Here is a 19896-nt window from a genome sequence, read left to right on the forward strand (position 1 = left end):
CTGAACCCTGAGCCTTCGGCGTGAACTCAGTCGAACGCCTTTCGAAGGGTCAAGGGAGGGAAAGTTTCCTTGCCCCTTGTGGGAGAGGGTCTGGGTGAGGGGTATTTTCGTACCAAATGCTATAACTTCACTGTCAATCCCTGGGCCATCTTGATTTCCATAGCATGATTGATCGTCCACGCCGTCCGATGGGTAACCACATCGATCAGCGTGCTGGCCGATGGCAGGCCCGTCCCGCTCTTTTTTACACCACCAAAAGGCAGATGCACTTCAGCCCCAATTGTGGGCAAGTTCACATAGCCAAGGCCATATTCACAGTCTTCACGAATCCTTCTTGCCTTCCTGTAATCTTCAGTAATTACGGCGCAGGTAAGACCATACTCGGTATCATTGTTTACTTGTATAGCCTCGTCAATATCTTTTACAGGAATAATTGCGACATGTGGCCCAAACACCTCCTCACGAAGCACCCGGCTCTTCGGATTGTTTTGCATACGATACACAAACGGGGACATAAAATAACCTTTTTTGTATTCATTACCTGTAAGCCTTCCTCCTTCCAGCAACACCTTCGCACCCTCTTTTTTGGCCAGATCGTTGTATCGGACAATCTTCTCCGTTGCCGCCTGATTGATCACAGGACCCATAAATACATCTTCATTCAGGGGGTCACCGATCTTTATCCTTTTTGTTATTTCAACGAATCTTCTTTCAAATTCAGTCAATACCCTTTCATGCACTATTAACCTGCTTGCAGAGGTACATCTCTGTCCCGATGTCTTAAAGGCGCTGATAATGGCAGCATTTACGGCAATATCCAGGTTAGCGTCGTCGAGAACAATCAGGGCGTTTTTCCCACCCATCTCAATAGCACACATTTTATCAGGAAATCCGGCAACAATCTTCTTTATTTCAGAACCCACATCATAAGAACCGACAAATAACACAACGTGGGTATCCGGATGTTTCACCAGCAAATCCCCACACCCTCCCTGTACGACATTAATGACACCAGGCGGGAAACCTGCTTTATGTGCATATTCGGCAATCTTATTTGCCGTACATGCTGTTTCCCTGGAAGGCTTGAGAATGACCGTATTCCCTTCCACAACCGAAGGACAAATAAGCCATAAGGGAATAGCAAACGGAAAATTCCATGGTGTAATTGCTGCCACAACCCCTTTGGGTTTTCTGCGCATGAAGGAATCTTTTTCCGGTATCTCAGAATCGACCACATCACCATGAGACATCCTCACCGTACCGAATACATATTGGCACATATGGATGCCTTCGGTAACATCAGCACGCCCCTCGATAATCCCCTTTCCACATTCTTTTGTTACAAGCCGGGATATTTCCTCACGGTCCTTTTTCAGGAGTTGAGTAAATTCGTCCAGGTACTCACCCCGTTTAATACGGGACAAACGCCTCCAACCATCATAGGCTGCTTTTGCCGCGCAGACGGCATTATTCACATCCTTCTCATTTGAAAGCGGAAACGTCCCCAATACCTCATCGACATTAGCAGGATTTCTGCTCTCAAATCGGTCACCGGAAGTACCATTTACAAATGCCCCATTAATATAATTATTCCCTTCCATAGCTCTTCTTCCTCCCTTTATAAATGTACAGAGGTTCATCACGCAAATTGGCAGATATTTAAAGCATCCTGATTGATATATATCAATCTCCACTATAATTTACGTTTTCTTTTCTCTTAATTAGCCAGAAAGTTTCCTCATATATACATTCCCGCGGGCCTATTGCAACGATTTCAACTAGCCTCTGGTCCAAAATTCTGTATATTATTTGAAACCGACTGACTCGAAAACTTCGCAAACCTGCAAGTTCGTCCTTTAGTGCTTTTCCGGAATACGGATCAGATAATATTACTTGTAAGGAGGCCTTTAGTTTCTTCTTTAGATGAGGATGCAAGTTTCGGATAAGCTCTGCCACACTACCGGGAACTTTGAGTTTTCTTATAGGTTGCTTCATTTTCCGGATACATTACCTGAGAAGTTCCTCAAGTGTGTATAGCCGTGTTTTTTTACTTTTTAATGCCTTTAATCCTTCTTTGATTTCCTGCATTAATGGTAAATCCGAACGAATAGCAATAGTTTCTTTCCAGCTTTCAAATTCGTCCGGGCTTACCAAAACAGCGGCAGGTGAACCATTTTTTGTAATTACTATCTCCTCATCGGTGGTACTAACAGTTTCGACGAGGCTGCTTAGCTTCATTTTTGCTTCTGACAGAGATAAGGTTTTCATAAAAGACCTTCATTAAGGTTGACTAGAATTAAGACCATACTAACGCAGGTATACAAAATTGTCAAGTCTTTTGTTTCTGTTCTTACTAACCCACTCGTTCGGGTTAGGTACGAAGGTGGAGAATTACCCGCCTCCTAAGTATGAAGATACAGTAGTGGTATTTCGGAGGATGTATGAATCGTTCACGAGAAGCAGGTATATCCGCCGGTATTGCTCCCAATGTCCATGTCAGCCTTGTTGTTCAGCGTCACTTCCAGTGGTGAAACGTCCTTTTGCTTCATTCTATAATTTAATTAGTTAAAAAGCCCATACTATGGAAGCCATTGCCCTCCAGTCTACTACCTGCTGGATGCCTCTGGCATGCTGGTATAAAGGTTTTTGAAATTTTAGGTCAATACTACCGCCAGTCTTTGGAATCCTGATTTGAAGAGAAGGCGAAACAGAGAGAGAAGTAATGCCTGTGTTATCGGTATTGTCCAAAAGGGATTCTTCCGGTCTTGAGTATTTATCATCGTGGTCAGTATCCTGCCCAGCATAGAATACATTCAGCTCTAAACCTGGATTTACATAGTTGGCTACCTGATACCTGGCAATAAAATCTAATGATATTTTATCCCCAAATTCATAACCCTCGTCACCTTCTGTACTCATCTGGTAAAGAAGATTGGTTTGGAAAATCATCGGGTGAAATGCATGCATATAATGAACGAGAAACAACGGGTCCCATGAACCTGTCCCCGGTTGCATTGCGGCGTGTACAAGACCGCCGGAGTCAAATTCCTCATCATTTTTCCCTGTGGGGGTTTTTACCCCCAGACCCAGTGTAATTTTTTTCGTCGGGAGATCAGGCTTATCGGTGTAAAGTGTATAAAGCCCCATAAGGGTCATATCCCCAAGCCCCTCAACCGTATCCATCTTCATGTCCATTCTCATATCATTTTCTGTCGAGTCACTTGCCAGTGGTCTCATATTCGTCTGCCGGGCGAGCGGCGCTACATGATGATGATGGCTGCTTTCTGCACCCCTTGTCACCATCCTCATATCCATGTCATTGATAACATAGGGGACTGTGGCTAGGAATTGGAGCCTCCCGGTAGCAGCATATGTACCCAGCAGGGTGTATTTCTGCATAATCATCCGTGTAGGGACAGAAAAACTCTTTGCCTCATCCGGCATTTCCGGCCATTCCGCGGCTACATTGTCCAATACAGTGTCGTGACTTATACTTTGACTACCCTCCCGAATGGTCTTCATGTCCGTATACTCATACTGAAGGGAAAGCCCAAAATTCGGTGCAATGGTTACACCCGAAATTGTCGCCTCCGCGAGGGACCTTGATATGCAACATTCGCCGTGGGCATAAATAATCTTGTTCATAAAAATTAAAAACAAAAAAATCGTGGTAAAAATTTTCACAAATAATATTTCCCTCAGATTAGTGCATTACGTTCAAGCAAAAGGGATAATGCGTATGTCATTATCCCTTTCTTGCTTGAGAAGTAGTATTTTTGTTCTAACGGTATATGTCAAATCATTATGTGAATAATGACTTTGATACTTTTGCTAAAAATTCTCAATGAGTGTGACTATTACCTCGCGACATCTCTAACATTCCGTGAATTTTCAGCGTATGCTCTTTCGTGTTCTGAAAACCTGCATCAAAAGTTTTCATTGTGGGCTTTACTTTAAAATGTATTTCATCAGCGTGGTTATTAATAGTTACATGACCCTTAATGTGTCTGTTCGCATAGCTCAATATCTTGCCACTTCCCGTAGTACCACTGCCATCGGTTATCGAAAAACATTCATCTATATCAATTGCATTTTGCACGGTTTTCCCATACTTATTTAAGATTCTCTCAATCACGTCTGCAATACCATCTTCGCTTAAATCCAATGGAAAATCATCAGTTTTTACTGAATACTTATTTTCACGATAAGAGCTTACCCGAACAGTTTCTTCATCCAGAGAATCACCACATTCTGTTGTTTCTGGTCCAAAATCAAAATAAAAGATTGCCTCATCAAAGTTGCCATTGGTTTCACCATGGCCCCAATGAGAAACGGTAACCTGCCCCCCCACTTCCTCTTTGATTATTTCGTTTCCCACTCTTATCTCAATTGTCCCGTTAAAATCAACTGTTTCATGAGCAAATACCTGGCATGCAAACCCGAAAGCAGCCGTTATCGAAAATGCAAAAATAGGTATGAGATAGTTCTTCATATAAACCTCCATTTGAAATTCAGTGATAAATTTTCAAGATTAAGATTATCAAGTCCGTCTGTACGGGGAACGCACAGATTAACTGCTTCATTCCTTCAGCATGATATGCAATAGCAATAGTATCACCCTGTGCGAAATGAGGCTATCTTACGCAAAGCAGAGAAATAGGAAAAAATTTATACGATTTTATGAAATATGGATTGGTTTTATATGAAACGTCTGGGTGGTTTTTCCGGTGGAGATACAAATACATCAAGAAGGGAATTTGAAATGTCCTGAGAACGAAAACACAGGAATGATTCTTTGATTGGCTGAACCTGGCCATCCAAAAGATATTTAGCTATAAAGGTGATACTGGTAATTGGGTCACCTCCATATTGGCATTTTAGGCTACTCATGAATACGTGAAAGCCGTTTCCCTGTTCATTGCCGCTCTGAAATTTATCATGATTGTTAAAAAGCCCGCAACAGCAATGTACTTTACAATCAGATTCCAACTCGCAGCCACACCGATGCCCTTCGCAGGGAAATTCATCGGATTTTTTTGGGAGATTTATCCCTACACTTCCATGAGAAAACATCAGGCATATCACAACCAAAATCTGAATATATGGGAGTATCTTATTTCTGGTACTCATGGATATATACAATTACTATCATCTGCGTTCGTGTATTGAATCAAGTTATTTCTCATACCACGAAAACTGGGAAAAAGCAAGAATTTTTCTTAATCATTATGTTGTTTTTAGATTAACACGCATCATATTTTTTTTCCGTTGTAATAATCCGGATTTTCCATGAACTTTGCCCTACAATGATCAGAACAAAAGTAATAGACTGTATCCTGGTACACACATGTAATAAATCGTTTCGGTTCAGTGATTTCCATGTGACATACCGGGTCTACTGCTCCCTTAGGAGGAGTGGTAACCTTGAGGTATTTTGATGGATTTTTATCAAAATCCACCTTACAATCTTCACTACAAAAATAGTAGGTTATCCCTTCGTAAGTTGATTTTGGAGTATTTCCATCCACAACAATGTTAATACACCCCATATCAGAAAAATATGCGCAGACAGGGTCGACTACCTCTGGCTGTGTTTTTTTGGACGAAGAAATCGTGGTTGCACATCCAGTAATTGTAAATGTAATGAGAATTGCTATCAGAAAATATTTTCCTAGCATCTATAACTCCTTAATTTAAAAACTATAACTTACGCCAACAACTATTTTAAAATCAGTCTCTTGTTGTTCTCCAAGTAAATTTTGAAATACAGGGAATGAAACTGAAGTTCCTACCCCACAATGAGGGGTAATACCAACACGCACCCCCGGTGAAAGGAAAACAGTAGTTCCACCGCTATCATGTTCATTCCTTCCGTTTTGTTCGTCCCGGAAAAGGTATCTCGTGTTAAGTTCTCCAACGGGTGCAAAATTCGGATATTTATTTTTTGGGATTATCTGATACGCCGTTGCAAAACTCCAATCTATACGATCGCCTATTTTAAAATCTCTCGCTCCCTCGGTGCGAAGGATGTATTGGATACTTGTGTCCATGGTCCAGTCCTTTGTAAACCAGCGTGAATAGGAAAAGCCGGTTGTAAAATCATAAGAACCACTCCCTGGTTGCTCTACGGGTTCTATCTTTTCTCCCGCAGTATTCTTTCTGTCGTCAACACCTGTAGGAAATTTAATACCCGTCAAAACAGCGTAATGCCCTTGAGGTCCGCGTAAAAAGCGGTACTTGCCCGAAAGCCAGAGATCGGTAATCCCGTCTGGATTTGCCTGAAACACCTCAATTTCACCGTCTTCCAGTTCAGATTCACGAAAATTAATCGCTTCAAACCAACCAATGTTGAGCCCAATCGTCAGGTCATCCGTTACTCCATACCCTATATCAAAAGTATACAAAAATGTTCTATCAATTGCATCAAAAGAACCTGCACTTGTTGCTTTATTGAGAAGTTTTGAATCAGATATAGATTCAAACTCGGTCAACTCGGCCCTTAAACCCAAGGAAAAAGTACCACTTTTTAAAGTAATAGCTGGTATTGTAGTCGCCATCCCACCGGTTCCGGGACCGTGGTTCGCCCCGGCATATCTTGTAAAGAATAACAGAAAGAGCAGAAGTAGTGAAGACGTATGCCCAAACCAAAGATTTATTGCTCGCATATTTGTGCCTTTTATTTCTTTGACCTGTCATCTTCGTTTTTAATTACACGGTCTAAATAGTCTTGCCACTTGCTGCCGTAATGTCTTTCCAACCAGCTTTCGATATGCCCCTGCCAAAGATTATATGCTTGTTTTACACTTTCAATTTTTAGATGTACCCTGGAGGTGTATAAAACGCAATCAGACCTGGGCACCTCAAGAAGAAAATATTCTGCAGGTTTTTCATTCCAGATTGCACTGATCTTGACTATCTCTTTATATTGGCTTAACTTCTCTCTCGCCTCATTACCTGTATAGATCGGAAAAATCTTTTCAAGCAATCCAGGGTCATCCTTGATAGCATAAAATAAACGAAAGACATGTTTATGTTTCAACACCTGATAATTTTCAGATGCAATGTATTCATTGTAAATGCACGGTGCAAGAATATCATGCATGAAACTATCAGCCTTGTCCGGAAATTCTTTACAGGTATATGGTCGGCACCTCTTACCAAATATGCCACATCTCAACAATATCTGAAGGGTAGAACCATCCGGGGTATTACGTTCTTTTAAATAAAAATTCAGACACCGGCATGGATTGTATACAATATCCTTCGCCCGAAGGGCTGTATAAAGCAGTTTAATACCGGCGGTCGCATTGCCTCGTTTAAAAAAACGTCTCCACATGCCCAGATGGGTCTGTTCCCGGGGGATACTCATGAAGCAACATATCCCATCGGCACAGATGTCATCGGTAAAATCTGTATTCTTATTGCAGTCAACTGTATTGGAATCTGTTTTCATAAGTTTAATGCTTATGGATATGGCCATGCCGATGTTCGTGTTCATGTACCATCTCGTCGTGACGATGACGATGCTGGTGAACCAGATTGTTTTTTAACAATAAGTCGTAATTGTTCAATATTTCTTTATAATTACCTATTGCCACAGGCCTCTTTTCTTCGCTGAAAACAAGCACCCGGTCTGCTATCTCCTGGGTAAGAAAAATATCATGTGTGACAACCAAAAGCGTCTTCCCCTGAGATTTTAAGGTATACAGTATATTGATAAATTTCGATGAACTCCTTGGGTCCAATCCACTGGTGGGTTCATCCAGCAACAAAACCTTTGGATTCATAGACAACACCGTGGCAATAGCCGCTCGTTTCTTTTCTCCAAAACTTAGATGATGCGATGTCCGGGATCCGTAACCTTCCATACCCACCAGGGCTAACGCGTCTTGTGATGCTGCGATTACCTGGTTGTTGTCCCATCCCAGGTTTAAAGGCCCAAATGAGACGTCGTCCATAACGGTGGGACAAAACAGTTGATCATCGGGATTCTGAAATACCATTCCCATCCTCCGCCTGATCTCTTTCATGTTCGTTCTGTTGAGCGTTAAGCCCATAATCTCAATATGCCCGTCACCCTCCAGGATGCCCATCAAATTCATGAACAGTGTAGACTTGCCAGTTCCATTGGCACCAATGATCACCAGGGTCTCCCCTTCTTCCACAGAAAAACTAACGTCACTTAATGCCGTTGTCCCGTCTGGATAGCGGTAATTCAGGTTTGAAACAATTATAATCCTTGCCATAAACGGACGTTACTTGTTTTGGTGAACTCTAGAGTATAGATGAAACCGGAAACAATACACATGAGCGAAACGATTATACCTGTTATAAACAAAAAATCCATATAAGAAAACCTGAAACGTTTAACACCCCGCATTTCTCCGCTAAATCCGCGGAGAATCATTGCACTATGAATCCTCTCAGCCCGCTCAAACGTCCTGATAAACAACACACCAATCATATATCCCATCACCCGAAACTGCTCCACATACCGCGATCCAAAATAACGCAGAGACCTGGCTCGCATCAGTCGTTTCGCCTCGTCTAAAAGCACAAAGATGTAACGATACATAAATGACATGAGCGTAACCAGTAACCGTGGCAAACGAAGCAAGTCCAACCCGTGTAAGAAATCGGAAAAGGTTGTTGTTGAAGATGCAATCACGAGCAAAAGGATAGATAGACTCGATTTGATGATAATATTAAGAAATGTCCAGATGCCCTCATAAGTAACATCCAATTTCCAGTAGCCAATTTTTAACGAACAGCATATGTGTCCCTCCTTTACAAAAGGCACAAATATTGCGACAAAAAGAACAAATGGAATCAAGATACACATTCTTTTCAATATCTGTCTGGGTGTAATCCTTGTGAGGAATGAAATTGCCAGTATTAGCAAGAAATAGAGTCCAAAATCCTTAAGACGCGTAATGGGGGTCAGTATCATGCAAAGAATAATGGCAAGAAAAGAAATGATCTTTGACCTTGGATCAAGGCTTTCCAATAGGCTATTTGTAAATCTCATAACGCAGCGAAGCCGCAACCAAAATAACCGCCCCTCTTTCCCCTCCTTCTCTTGGAGGGGACTTCGTCGTGAGCTCAGTCGAACGATGAAGGGGAGGTAAAAAATTTACACAAAAAAGAAGTTTTCACAGATTAATACTATAAATATTCAAGCATAGAATCATTCCAATCCCACAGGCCAGGAACAATGCGGAGGCAACATACATTATCTTTAGAGCGATATAAATCGATTTTACGGTTAGTTGATTCTGAGCATCTCCAATAAAGGGCTTTTCGACAACTTCGCCATGGTAGATGCTCGGCCCCCCTAATTGTACTCTCAATGCCCCCGCCATTGCAGCTTCTGAAATCCCGCTATTGGGACTTTCATGTTTACGACCATCCCGAAGGGCAGTCCGTAAAGACCTTGTAAAACCACAGCCACACAAAAATGAGGCCACAGGAATTAATACCGCACAAATTCTGGCCGGAATGTAGTTGGCTATATCATCCAATCTTGCCGAGGCCCAGCCAAATCGGATATATCTCTCATTCTTATATCCCACCATGGAATCAAGCGTATTCACAGCCTTATAAGCCATTGTTGCCGCAGGCCCACCAACAAAAAAATAAAATAACGGTGACGCGATACCATCGACACTGCTCTCAGCAACCGTTTCCACACATGCCCGGACAATCTGCTCTTCGTTTAAATGCCCTGTATCCCGGCCTACAATTCGTGACAATGCCTGACGAGCCTGTATTAAATCATTTTTTTTAAGAAATGTCATTACCTTTTTTGCTTCATCGGCCAGACTTTTTACAGAAATTGCAAAATAAACAATAACAGCCCCAACTATTATTTCACACAGGAAACACCATTGCCTCACCACAAACATCACGGTGTAAGTTACCAGATAAGTCCCCAGTACAATAAGTGTGGTTAACAGTATCCCGCTCATGCGTTCCGGTATGGGGTATCTCCGTAACAGAGATTCAATACATTCAATAGATCTCCCAATGAGCCGCACAGGATGGTAAGACCATTGAGGATCGCCGATGGCAATGTCCAGGACATAGGAAACTGCTATTTGAATAAGACCAATATAGGCAGGATTAATCATCGTGCAGAGTAGCCGCAAATGAATTCAAAAAAAAGGAGTCAGAAGTCAGAATTCAGCTGTCAGAATGGATTGCCCTTTACTTGGTAAAGGGCATTTTCGTTCTGAATTCTGAATCCTGGCGACTGACTCCTTTGAAAACCCAATACAAAAAGAATTATTACAAACTATTCTTTTACTTCATAATCCGCATCGATAATTTCATCCTCTCCACCTTCACCCTTTTTTTCTTTTCTTTTCTTGTCTTCACCGCCTGGAGGTGGAGGAGGTTGCTGTTCTCCCTGTTTCGCAGATTCCTGATACACCTTCGCACTAATTTCGTGCAGGGCGCTTGTTAAAGCATCCATCTTTTGCTGTATATCTTTTTCATCTTCCGTTTTTATCGATTCTCTTAAATCCTTAATAGCGGACTCAATCTTTTGTTTTTGTGAGTCATCTATCTTCCCAGCAACGTCCTTTAAAGTCTTTTCAGCACTATAAGCCAGACTATCTGCCTTATTCTTTGTTTCGGCCCTTTCTTTTGTTCGTTTATCCTGGTCCGAGTATTCTTGTGCCTGTTTGACCATGCGGTCAATTTCTTCCTTATTCAATTTTGTCGAAGCAGTAATCGTAATCTTCTGCTCGTTTCCTGTGCCAAGATCTTTTGCATGAACATTAATAATACCGTTGGCATCAATATCAAAAGAAACCTCAATCTGAGGAACACCTCTTGGCGCCGGTGGAATACCCGAAAGATGGAACCTCCCTAACGTCACGTTATCCCTCGCCATTGCCCTTTCCCCTTGAAGGACATGAACTTCTACGCTGGTCTGGTTGTCCTCTGCTGTTGTAAAGACCTGGCTCTTCTTCGTCGGAATGGTCGTATTTCTTTCGATGAGACGAGTAAGCACACCACCAAGGGTTTCTATACCAAGCGACAGCGGTGTCACATCGAGAAGAACGAGGTCTTTGACCTCCCCGGATAAAACACCTGCCTGAATCGCGGCACCCATGGCTACACATTCCATCGGGTCAATCCCACGTTCAATCTTTTTTCCAACATAATCCTCCACAAATTTCTGAACGATGGGCATACGCGTTGGGCCACCCACAAGGATGATCTTGTGAATATCGTTTGGCGTCAATTTTGCGTCTTTCAATGCCTGTTCTATCGAATGTCCGCAACGATTGACAATAGGAGAGACTAATTGTTCTAGCTTTGCCCTAGTTATGGCATGGGTAAAGTGTTTTGGCCCAGAGGCATCGGCTGTAAGGAACGGGAGATTAATGTCGGTTGTCAGAGTTGTGGAAAGCTCTATTTTAGCCTTTTCCGCAGCCTCCCGTAACCTTTGCATAGCCATTTTGTCATTTTTAAGATCGATCCCGTATTCCTTCTTGAACTCGGACACCAGATAATCAACCAGAGCATTATCCATATCAGTACCACCTAATTGAGTATCGCCGCTGGTAGAAACGACCTCAAAAACACCCTGGCCAAAATCCATAATCGTACAATCCAGAGTACCACCACCAAAGTCGAATACCAGGATTTTTTGAGATTCTTCGACCTTGTCTAACCCATAGGCCAATGATGCCGCTGTAGGCTCGTTAATAATCCGAACAACATCCAGCCCGGCAATGGTCCCTGCATCCTTAGTGGCTTGCCTCTGATTATCGTTAAAATAAGCGGGAACTGTAATCACTGCCTTTTCAATCCTTTCACCCAGAAAGGCCTCGGCATCCTGTTTTATCTTTTGTAAAATAAAAGCCGAGATTTGCTGAGGAGTAAAGGTTTTACCACGAATGGTGACTTTATAGTCCGTACCCATCTTTCTCTTAATTGCATAAACGGTCCCTTCCGGGTTACTAACTGCCTGCCTCCTTGCAGGTTCACCTACAAGTTTTTCTCCATCCTTTGTAAATGCGACATAAGAAGGAAATGCTTTACCGCCGATCGTCGCACCTTCTGCGCTTGGGATAATTGTGGGTTTGCCACCTATCAGCGCAGCTGCGGCGGAGTTACTTGTCCCCAGGTCTATACCTATAATCTTTGCCATATCCTAACCTCCTTTTTCCTCTTCTGGCTTTTCCTGAATCTGAACGTTTTCCTTTGTTGATTTCTGAGATACAACCACTTTTGCGGGTCTTAACACGAATGTATTTAATAAATAACCCCTTTGAATTTCTTCCAATACAGTATCTTCCGGCACCTCATCATTAATCTTTTGCATTAACACCTCATGCCGGTAAACATCCAAAGGCAAACCTATGGAAGGTATTGGTTCCAAACCTTCTGACTTTAAAATACGTGAAAATTCCTTATAAATCATTTTAATCCCGTCAAGCAATTCATTCCCGGTTGTATTCTTTGACGTATTGACCGCCTTCTCCAAACTCTCATAAGTATCCAACAATTTTTTAATCAGTGATTCAGAAGCTGTACGTTCAATTGTTTGGCGCTCTTTTGCAGCCCACTTTTTATAATTATCAAAATCAGCTGCAAGTCTTCGCATCGAGTCCTGAAGTTCATTAACCCTTTTCTTGCTTGCCTCCAATTCCTGTTTCAGGGATTGAATTATCGCCTGTTGTTCCGCAAACAATACCTCGGATGCCTGTACAACTTCGACTTTGTCAGATGCGCTAGTATTTTTTTCAGTTTCATTTGACATTGTTATCTTACCCGAAATAATCGTCTAAAAATACAGCTTTTGCAAATCAATTCTACAAATTCTATCATTATAATACAATAATTAAAATAAGGCAAGCCCATTAAACATGTCGGTTTCTTATTTATCTTTTCAAATTTTGCATTTATTTATCATGGGTCTTGCAATTAATTGTTGACGGCCCAGTTACATCCCACCTTCCCTTAAAATCTTTGTAAGCATCGAAACCTGACCTGAAGGTATATTGGTTGCCTTTAACCCTTTCACGGTTGCCTCAATATCATAGTGAACACGTTTTATCTCAATACGTCCATCCTCCCAGATTGCATATGATGCCATAGGAACACCATCACGCGGCTGTCCTGCGCTTCCAGGATTTACAACGGTCACACCATCTATCTCACGCAGCATGGGAATGTGGGTATGGCCAATAAATACGATATCAGCCCTAACATCTTTTAATTCAGACTTCATGCGCACGTCAGAGATATCTGGTCTGAGGTATTTGTACATATCACCGCCGGGCGATCCATGTGACAACACGAATCTCTTCCCCTCTATTTCCAAATTTAAAATTGTTGGTAAATTACCAAGGAAGTCTTTTTCATCCGCATTTAAGACGGCCTTTGTAAAAATCTTTCCTGCATCGCTTAGCTCTTTGTACTTTTCAGAACACCCGCAGTCCATATCCCTGCCAATCGCATTATCATGGTTTCCACGAACCACATTGTCTGTTAGACCTCTGATTCGTTCAATACATGCACCGGGATACGGTCCGTAATTCACCAGATCTCCCAAGCAAAAAACCATATCGGCTTTTTCACGTACGGCATCCAGAGCAGCTATATTGCCGTGAATATCTGATAGTATAAGTATCTTCATACCCTGTATTTCTCTTGCCATACGACAAATAAATATTATAAAATCGCAAATTATACCGATATAAACAATTGTAATCAAGGCATATCTAAATATCGTTTATATGCCATAGTGTAAGAGTTGCTCCAATATAATTGCCATTCATAGTTTTTTATCAAAATTTTTTTATCTGAGGTTTAAATAATGAAACTAGCTGAAAATCTCGTGACCTTTCGTTTAAGACTAAAAAACATCCCCGGCACATTAGGCAAGGCACTTACTGCCATTGGCAAATTGGGTGGAATTATGGGCAATATTCAGATCATCAGGGCAGATAAGGAATTTAAGATTAGAGATCTGACCGTTTGTATCAGTACGGACAAGCAGGTCAAAGAGATTATGGATGCCCTTTCGGCCATTGGAAAGGATCTTGTTGAAGTCCTCAGCGTTAAGGATAAGGTCTTCGAACTTCATGAAAAAGGAAAGATTTTTTTGTGTAATCGCATCAGCATCACTACTTTTGAAGACCTCTCACGGGTTTATACACCCGGTGTGGCAAAAGTATGCAAGGCCATCCAGTGTAAACCAGAACTAGCCATGGAATATACTATTATCAAGAATACGGTCGCTGTTATCACAGACGGCACAGCCATCCTGGGATTAGGCGATATTGGTCCTGTCGCTGGTATGCCTGTTATGGAAGGTAAGGCTATGTTATTTAAGGCATTTGGGGATATCGATGCATTTCCCATTTTACTAAACACCAAGGATGCAGATGAAATAGTGAAAACAATTATGAACATAGCCCCCACCTTTGGGGGTATTAATCTCGAAGATATCTCTTCCCCCCGCTGTTTTGAGATAGAAAAAAGATTAAAAACGGACTTAAACATCCCTGTCTTCCACGATGACCAGCATGGTACAGCGATAGTCTGCCTTGCTGGTCTTATTAACGCATTAAAGATAGTTGAGAAAAAGATAGAAAATATTTCTGTTGTAATCAGTGGTGCAGGTGCTGCAGGTACATCGATTGCCAAAATACTCCTCAGCGCAGGAGCGAAGAATATTGTAGTATGTGATACTTCAGGAATTATTTACAGAGGAAGAACGGTTAATATGAATCCCGCCAAAAATGACCTGGCGCAAATTACAAATCCGGATAATGAGAAAGGAACGATTACTGATGCGATGCGAGGAAAGGACGTTTTCATTGGTGTCTCCGGGCCAAATGTCATTTCAAAAGACATGGTAAAAACCATGCAGAAGGGCCCAATCGTATTTGCCATGGCAAATCCTAACCCGGAGATCGAACCGGATTCAATTGAGGGTATTGCAAGGATAATCGCCACGGGTCGTTCAGATTATCATAATCAGATTAATAACGTGCTTTGTTTTCCCGGTCTTTTCCGGGGGGCGTTAGACATTGGGGCGACAACGATCAATAATGAAATGAACATGGCGGCGGCATATGCCATTGCAAATACCATTGACGAAGAACATCTATCAGAGGACTACATTATTCCAAGCGTCTTTAATGAAAAGGTTCATAAAGAGGTCGCCAGGGCAGTAGCGGATGCCGCCATCAAAAGTTGCGTGGCTACCCGGCAAATGTTTTAATAAACACATTCCATTTCTATGGTAACGCCTTGAGAACTTAAATCAATTTCAATAGGGCTAATCTTATTTTTCTTTTCATCATGGAGTAGTCTTACTTTTGGTTTCGACAACTGGTGTAAATTTAACGATGCTACAACCCCAGTAAAATCCTTATATGTGCCATTCCTGATCTTCACTTCAAAACCTAGCGGATATTTCGGTACCGTGCCCAAGAAACAATCCACCAATTCTTTATTGAACTGTGATCCCGCTCCGGCTCTTATAAGTTCAAATACCACGTCCGGTGGTAATCCTGGCCGATAAGGTCTATCTGAACTACAGGCATCATACACATCTGCAAGTGCTGCGATCTCTGCAACCAGAATCATCTTCTCGTGCTCGGTGTAAGTAACACCCTTCGTATCGAGTTTATTGGTACCTTTCAGGCCCCGAGGATAACCTGTACCATCCTGTCTCTCATGATGCTGATAAGGGATGTGTGCAGAAGCTATCCCAATTTTTTGAATATCCTTGAGTAATTCATATCCATAAGTGGTATGGAGTTTTACCAACTCAAACTCGTCTGCCGTTAATTTACCGGCATTATTAATAATCTTTTCGTCAACAAAGATCTTTCCAATATCATGAAGAAACTCACCAATCGCAATCTGTACCAACTTTTCTTTGCAGAGACACAACCTTTTCGCAATGATCAGGGCAATTACAGCCGTATCAACAGAGTGTTCGTAGGTATAGTTATCAAAACTCTTTATCGAATTTAATCCCGATAAAATATCCTGATTCATGATTTCATCAAGAAAATAGTTAATATCATTACAGAGTTGTTTAAAGGCACGACTTTCCTGAAAAGACTTTTTGACCTTTGGCGTGTTGATGCATTTTATAATAGACTCGGCGGTATCTGCTTCTATATGTGCTATGGAAGACCGCGTTACTTTATATGTTCTAAAGATGTCTTTTGTAGACATAATACGGATTTTATCAGATATTGGGTCTTCTAGTACAATATCTGCCGTCTCTTTATCGTCTACAAAAATCTTGATAAACCCCCGGTTTTTCAGCTGTTTAATATATGTATCTGTTAACGCCACCCCCCTGTTTAATAGTACTTCATAGTTATATCCATAAATCGTCTTACCAAGAACCATACCTGGTTCCGCATTATTTATCTTTATTCTTCTCATAGTAAAAATTTAATCAATTTCTTTTTATTCCTGTTTCAAATTTTCGTGGCTTTTCATGCGGGTACCCCGCCACTCATGTCTGCCAAAAAGGTAATTGATTGCAGAAGACACTGTCATGGCAAGATAGAATACCCCGGCAATGGGTAATGTAAATGCCCTCCAAACGCTCAAGCTAAAAAAGCGTAGTGTAGGTATGTACATAAGTGCCATTATGAAAAGCGACAGACCGGAGGACAATATTGTCACTTGCAAATTAGTTCCGACCGTAAATGTACAGATCCCTGCGACAGGTATTACAAACAAAACGACTAACCCCAATACCGTTCCAATCAAAGCTAACCATGAATATTTCAATTGTGCAAAGGCATTACGTGCAACCATATTCCAGACATCTTGAAGACGATAATAAGGGCGAACACTTACGGCCGATTTCGTCAATGAAAGAGAGAGAGACATCCCAGCACCTTTAATTTTCCCGGCAAGTGCAATATCGTCTATTAAGGCACTAGAATATCCAGCTATACCACCGATCTTATCCAGGGCCTGACGTGAGATGAGTATACATCCACCTGCAGCAGCCGTTACTTTCGAACGCAAGTTCTGTACCATCTCAAATGGGTACAAGATATGGAAGAAGTAAACAAATGCCGGGATCAGCAAACGGGCCCACAACCCATTTGTATCCAGCAAGGCCATCAACGAAACCATTACCCGCCGTTCATTGAATGCCTTAGCCATCAGTCCGCACCACAGGCCTGGGCTATGAAAAATATCGGCATCGGTAAACAACAACCATTCACCTGTTGATGCCCTGACTCCTTGTTCAAGTGCCCACAGTTTACCACTCCATCCAGTTGGTGGTGGAGTGCCGCTGATGACCTTCACACTGCAACCTGCCTTTGATGAAATACCTTTTGCACATTCTGCCGTACCATCGCTTGATTCATCGTCTATCAGTATAATTTCCGATTTTGGATAGCCCTGACCGAGCCACGAAGGTAATGTCAGCGGAAGGGATGCACTCTCGTTTCGCGCAGGCACAATAACGGATAAGCTTGGCCATTGGGTAATCGTTGTGTGGAAAGAGTCAGTGGCTTCCCAACGTTCTGACATTCGCCAGCGTACAGGCATAAACAACAGTACGAGCCAAATGATTGCAGAGGTAACGCTGGCACAGAGCAAGATGAGATCAAACATAATGCTGTTACCGGCAAGATTTAAGGTTCTTCTAATAGTTGTATGATCTTATCTATATCATTCGTAGGAACCTTGCAGGTATAATTCTCGCATATATAGGCAGTAGCCTTGTTTCTGATGGGCTTTTGCTCCTTTACAAATTCTGCAATTTCTTCAAGAGCTTTATCTTTCGGGGAATTCAATAGTAAGATCTTTCGTGGCAGAAATCTTTTCCCTATTTCCTGAAGTATCTGTCTTGTATCCTTTTGATCAGGTTCGCCTGCAATGACAATCTCTTTTGTAGGACCCAGGGCAAAGTCCAGGGCACACAGGAAATGGGTATAACCTGACGGGTGCTGGCTTATCGTTTCTCCAAATGTTTTCATAAGTTGTTCTCCCATTTTCTCCAAACCCAGATTCCCTGTCATGCGCCCTAATCGTAAGATATTGAATAAAGCGGCCGAATTGCCTGAAGGAGTTGCCCCATCATAGATTTCCTTGGTTTGGGCAATAAGCTGTTCATTTTTTTTACCACTAAAGAAAAATCCCCCCCCTTTTTCATCCCAGAAATTTTCAATCATTTGCTTGTTGAGTTCTAAAGCAATGTTGAGGTATTTTGTCTCACAAGTAGCTTCGTAAAGATCGGTCAAACCCCAGACAAAATATGCATAGTCATCCAGATAACCGGGAATAGCAGCTTCCCCCAGACGATGGCGCCGTAATAGTGTTCCATCCTCTTTGCGCAATGCATTCAAAATAAAATCGGTTGCACGCACTGCCACTTGTGCATATTCAGGTTCATGTAATGCCTGAGCACCTTTGGCAAGGGCAGCAATCATCAAACCATTCCATGAGGTAAGTACCTTGTCGTCTTTGTGAGGATGGACGCGTTTCTCCCGGACAGCAAAGAGTTTTTCCCGGGCCGCGCGTAATAATTCCCGGAGTTCTTCGGGTTTTCTACCTTCCAGTTTAGCAAAGGCATCTAATGGTTTATCCACATGCAGAATGTTCTTTTCCTCGAAATTACCTTCCCTGGAGACATCGTAATAATCACAGAATATCCGACCATCCTTTTCGCCTAAAATCTTTACAACCTCATCGGGCGTCCATACATAAAACTTACCTTCGACAGCTTCACTATCAGCATCTTCGGCTGAATAAAAACCACCTTCTGGTGAGGTCATATCCCTCAGAACATACGTAAAAATGCCCTTTACTATATCGGCGTAATACGTCTTTCCGGTAGCCTGATAAGTCTCCGTATAAGCTATAGCGGTCAAAGCCTGATCATAAAGCATTTTTTCGAAGTGAGGAACAAGCCAATATTCATCGGTGGAATACCGGTGAAATCCGCCTCCCAATTGATCATATATGCCGCCCCTTCCCATTCGTTCAAGGGTTTTTTCAACCATTTCCAAAGCCGTAGGGTCGCTGCTCCGTTTCCACCATCGGAGGAGAAAGGTATAGTTATGTGGTGTGGGAAATTTGGGAGAGGAACCAAACCCACCATAAATAGTGTCAAAATTATCCCGTAATTGTTCATAAGCATGTTTTAATGTCTCTTTCGTCAGGATTTCTCCCGGTGTTGTAAAGGCCATCGATTGCAGAACCTTTGTTATTTGTTCACTCGATGCAATAACGCTCTCTCTATTTGTCTTCCACAAGTCGGATATCTTTTTAAGAATGGCTACGAATCCCGGATTCCCGTACCGTTCTGTTTTGGGAAAATAAGTGCCTGCAAAAAATGGCTTCCTTTCCGGAGTCAAGAAAAGGTTGAGAGGCCAACCACCGCTTCCGGTCATGGCCTGACATACGGCCATATAAATATTGTCTAAATCAGGACGTTCTTCCCTATCAACTTTTATGGAGATAAAATTTTCATTCAGAATTTTCGCAACCTCTTCATCCTCGAACGATTCATATTCCATAACGTGGCACCAATGGCAGGTTGAATAGCCAATGGAAAGAAAGATAGGCTTATTTTCTTGAAAGGCCTTCTGAAACGCCTCTTCACCCCAGGGATACCAGTCAACAGGATTATATGCATGTTGCTGAAGATAAGGACTTTTTTCATAAATTAAGCGGTTGGGTTTTCTCTTCTGAGAGGTTTTTGTTTCCTGTTGTGATGGAAACGGAGCACTATTTTCATTTGCATTCATATCGGTAAATACACAACCTTTCATAAAAATTGACAAGATGAGGCTACGGACCGGAAGTGCGTATCTATTGTGGATAAAGAACGATAAAAATTTAACCATAAAAATCAACCTCACCTTGCAAAAACATCTT

General features: G+C 42.0%; 19 protein-coding genes. 1 reads left to right on the top strand and 18 read right to left on the bottom strand.

All coding sequences use genetic code 11. The annotated features are described in order from the left end of the window. Window positions 1-119: 119 nt before the first annotated feature. From E3K36_07835 to E3K36_07905, 15 genes are all read right to left on the bottom strand, one after another. Window positions 120-1601, bottom strand: coding sequence for an aldehyde dehydrogenase family protein (locus tag E3K36_07835; GenBank protein ID MCF6155149.1), 1482 nt, complete (start codon window positions 1599-1601; stop codon window positions 120-122). Between the two features lie 82 nt (window positions 1602-1683). After that, window positions 1684-1995, bottom strand: a complete 312-nt coding sequence (locus E3K36_07840) for a cytotoxin (GenBank protein ID MCF6155150.1) — start codon at window positions 1993-1995, stop codon at window positions 1684-1686. 12 nt (window positions 1996-2007) lie between these two features. Continuing rightward, on the bottom strand, window positions 2008-2268 hold the full coding sequence (locus tag E3K36_07845; GenBank protein ID MCF6155151.1) for a type II toxin-antitoxin system Phd/YefM family antitoxin: 261 nt from the start codon (window positions 2266-2268) through the stop codon (window positions 2008-2010). Window positions 2269-2565: 297 nt separating this feature from the next. Continuing rightward, the gene (locus E3K36_07850) at window positions 2566-3684 is read right to left on the bottom strand and encodes a transporter (protein ID MCF6155152.1); all 1119 of its coding nucleotides are present in this window, start codon (window positions 3682-3684) and stop codon (window positions 2566-2568) included. 157 nt (window positions 3685-3841) lie between these two features. Next, complete coding sequence (locus tag E3K36_07855; GenBank protein ID MCF6155153.1) at window positions 3842-4492, bottom strand: hypothetical protein; 651 nt, start codon at window positions 4490-4492, stop codon at window positions 3842-3844. Window positions 4493-4698: 206 nt separating this feature from the next. Continuing rightward, window positions 4699-5130: a hypothetical protein gene (locus tag E3K36_07860; protein MCF6155154.1), complete on the bottom strand. Its 432-nt coding sequence runs from the start codon at window positions 5128-5130 to the stop codon at window positions 4699-4701. A gap of 122 nt (window positions 5131-5252) precedes the next feature. After that, window positions 5253-5678 carry a YHS domain-containing protein gene (locus tag E3K36_07865; GenBank protein ID MCF6155155.1) on the bottom strand — a complete coding sequence of 142 codons (426 nt, stop codon included), beginning with the start codon at window positions 5676-5678 and terminating at the stop codon, window positions 5253-5255. Between the two features lie 15 nt (window positions 5679-5693). Next, entirely contained in the window at window positions 5694-6665 is a 972-nt protein-coding gene (locus E3K36_07870) for a transporter (GenBank protein ID MCF6155156.1), read from the bottom strand. An 11-nt stretch (window positions 6666-6676) separates the two neighbouring features. Continuing rightward, complete coding sequence (locus E3K36_07875; GenBank protein ID MCF6155157.1) at window positions 6677-7498, bottom strand: hypothetical protein; 822 nt, start codon at window positions 7496-7498, stop codon at window positions 6677-6679. Further along, a complete protein-coding gene (locus E3K36_07880; GenBank protein ID MCF6155158.1) occupies window positions 7458-8246 on the bottom strand; it encodes an ATP-binding cassette domain-containing protein in 789 nt (262 codons plus the stop codon). The genes E3K36_07875 and E3K36_07880 overlap by 41 nt, the downstream gene beginning before the upstream one ends. Then, window positions 8231-9028 (bottom strand): cobalt ECF transporter T component CbiQ, encoded by a 798-nt coding sequence (cbiQ, locus tag E3K36_07885; GenBank protein MCF6155159.1) that lies wholly within the window; start codon window positions 9026-9028, stop codon window positions 8231-8233. The genes E3K36_07880 and cbiQ overlap by 16 nt, the downstream gene beginning before the upstream one ends. Before the next feature lie 124 nt (window positions 9029-9152). Then, window positions 9153-10130 (bottom strand): cobalamin biosynthesis protein CobD, encoded by a 978-nt coding sequence (cobD, locus tag E3K36_07890; GenBank protein ID MCF6155160.1) that lies wholly within the window; start codon window positions 10128-10130, stop codon window positions 9153-9155. Window positions 10131-10294: 164 nt separating this feature from the next. After that, entirely contained in the window at window positions 10295-12163 is a 1869-nt protein-coding gene (gene dnaK / locus E3K36_07895) for a molecular chaperone DnaK (GenBank protein MCF6155161.1), read from the bottom strand. Between the two features lie 3 nt (window positions 12164-12166). Beyond that, entirely contained in the window at window positions 12167-12775 is a 609-nt protein-coding gene (gene grpE / locus E3K36_07900; protein MCF6155162.1) for a nucleotide exchange factor GrpE, read from the bottom strand. A 183-nt stretch (window positions 12776-12958) separates the two neighbouring features. Then, window positions 12959-13675, bottom strand: a complete 717-nt coding sequence (locus E3K36_07905) for a metallophosphoesterase (GenBank protein MCF6155163.1) — start codon at window positions 13673-13675, stop codon at window positions 12959-12961. Window positions 13676-13834: 159 nt separating this feature from the next. Here E3K36_07905 and E3K36_07910 point away from each other — a divergent pair, with 159 nt between their 5' ends. Beyond that, window positions 13835-15247: an NAD-dependent malic enzyme gene (locus tag E3K36_07910; protein ID MCF6155164.1), complete on the top strand. Its 1413-nt coding sequence runs from the start codon at window positions 13835-13837 to the stop codon at window positions 15245-15247. On the opposite strand, the gene E3K36_07915 is transcribed toward E3K36_07910, so the two are convergent. The 3 genes from E3K36_07915 to E3K36_07925 are packed head-to-tail and all read right to left on the bottom strand — an operon-like array spanning window position 15244 to window position 19766. After that, window positions 15244-16431 carry an HD-GYP domain-containing protein gene (locus E3K36_07915; protein ID MCF6155165.1) on the bottom strand — a complete coding sequence of 396 codons (1188 nt, stop codon included), beginning with the start codon at window positions 16429-16431 and terminating at the stop codon, window positions 15244-15246. The genes E3K36_07910 and E3K36_07915 overlap by 4 nt on opposite strands. 24 nt (window positions 16432-16455) lie before the next feature. Continuing rightward, entirely contained in the window at window positions 16456-17628 is a 1173-nt protein-coding gene (locus E3K36_07920) for a glycosyltransferase (GenBank protein ID MCF6155166.1), read from the bottom strand. 20 nt (window positions 17629-17648) lie between these two features. Next, on the bottom strand, window positions 17649-19766 hold the full coding sequence (locus E3K36_07925; protein MCF6155167.1) for a thioredoxin domain-containing protein: 2118 nt from the start codon (window positions 19764-19766) through the stop codon (window positions 17649-17651). Window positions 19767-19896: the final 130 nt, after the last annotated feature.

The organism is Candidatus Brocadia sp., assembly GCA_021646415.1.
Classification (GTDB): domain Bacteria; phylum Planctomycetota; class Brocadiia; order Brocadiales; family Brocadiaceae; genus Brocadia.

Coding starts and splice junctions, on each gene's coding strand:
- grpE (MCF6155162.1), bottom strand. CDS start 12,775: ATGTCAAATGAAACTGAAAAAAATACTAGCGCATCTGACAAAGTCGAA.
- E3K36_07910 (MCF6155164.1), top strand. CDS start 13,835: ATGAAACTAGCTGAAAATCTCGTGACCTTTCGTTTAAGACTAAAAAAC.
- E3K36_07860 (MCF6155154.1), bottom strand. CDS start 5,130: ATGAGTACCAGAAATAAGATACTCCCATATATTCAGATTTTGGTTGTG.
- E3K36_07835 (MCF6155149.1), bottom strand. CDS start 1,601: ATGGAAGGGAATAATTATATTAATGGGGCATTTGTAAATGGTACTTCC.
- E3K36_07855 (MCF6155153.1), bottom strand. CDS start 4,492: ATGAAGAACTATCTCATACCTATTTTTGCATTTTCGATAACGGCTGCT.
- E3K36_07915 (MCF6155165.1), bottom strand. CDS start 16,431: ATGAGAAGAATAAAGATAAATAATGCGGAACCAGGTATGGTTCTTGGT.
- E3K36_07870 (MCF6155156.1), bottom strand. CDS start 6,665: ATGCGAGCAATAAATCTTTGGTTTGGGCATACGTCTTCACTACTTCTG.
- E3K36_07920 (MCF6155166.1), bottom strand. CDS start 17,628: ATGTTTGATCTCATCTTGCTCTGTGCCAGCGTTACCTCTGCAATCATT.
- dnaK (MCF6155161.1), bottom strand. CDS start 12,163: ATGGCAAAGATTATAGGTATAGACCTGGGGACAAGTAACTCCGCCGCA.
- cobD (MCF6155160.1), bottom strand. CDS start 10,130: ATGATTAATCCTGCCTATATTGGTCTTATTCAAATAGCAGTTTCCTAT.
- E3K36_07840 (MCF6155150.1), bottom strand. CDS start 1,995: ATGAAGCAACCTATAAGAAAACTCAAAGTTCCCGGTAGTGTGGCAGAG.
- E3K36_07925 (MCF6155167.1), bottom strand. CDS start 19,766: ATGAATGCAAATGAAAATAGTGCTCCGTTTCCATCACAACAGGAAACA.
- E3K36_07865 (MCF6155155.1), bottom strand. CDS start 5,678: ATGCTAGGAAAATATTTTCTGATAGCAATTCTCATTACATTTACAATT.
- E3K36_07905 (MCF6155163.1), bottom strand. CDS start 13,675: ATGGCAAGAGAAATACAGGGTATGAAGATACTTATACTATCAGATATT.
- E3K36_07880 (MCF6155158.1), bottom strand. CDS start 8,246: ATGGCAAGGATTATAATTGTTTCAAACCTGAATTACCGCTATCCAGAC.
- E3K36_07845 (MCF6155151.1), bottom strand. CDS start 2,268: ATGAAAACCTTATCTCTGTCAGAAGCAAAAATGAAGCTAAGCAGCCTC.
- E3K36_07875 (MCF6155157.1), bottom strand. CDS start 7,498: ATGAACACGAACATCGGCATGGCCATATCCATAAGCATTAAACTTATG.
- cbiQ (MCF6155159.1), bottom strand. CDS start 9,028: ATGAGATTTACAAATAGCCTATTGGAAAGCCTTGATCCAAGGTCAAAG.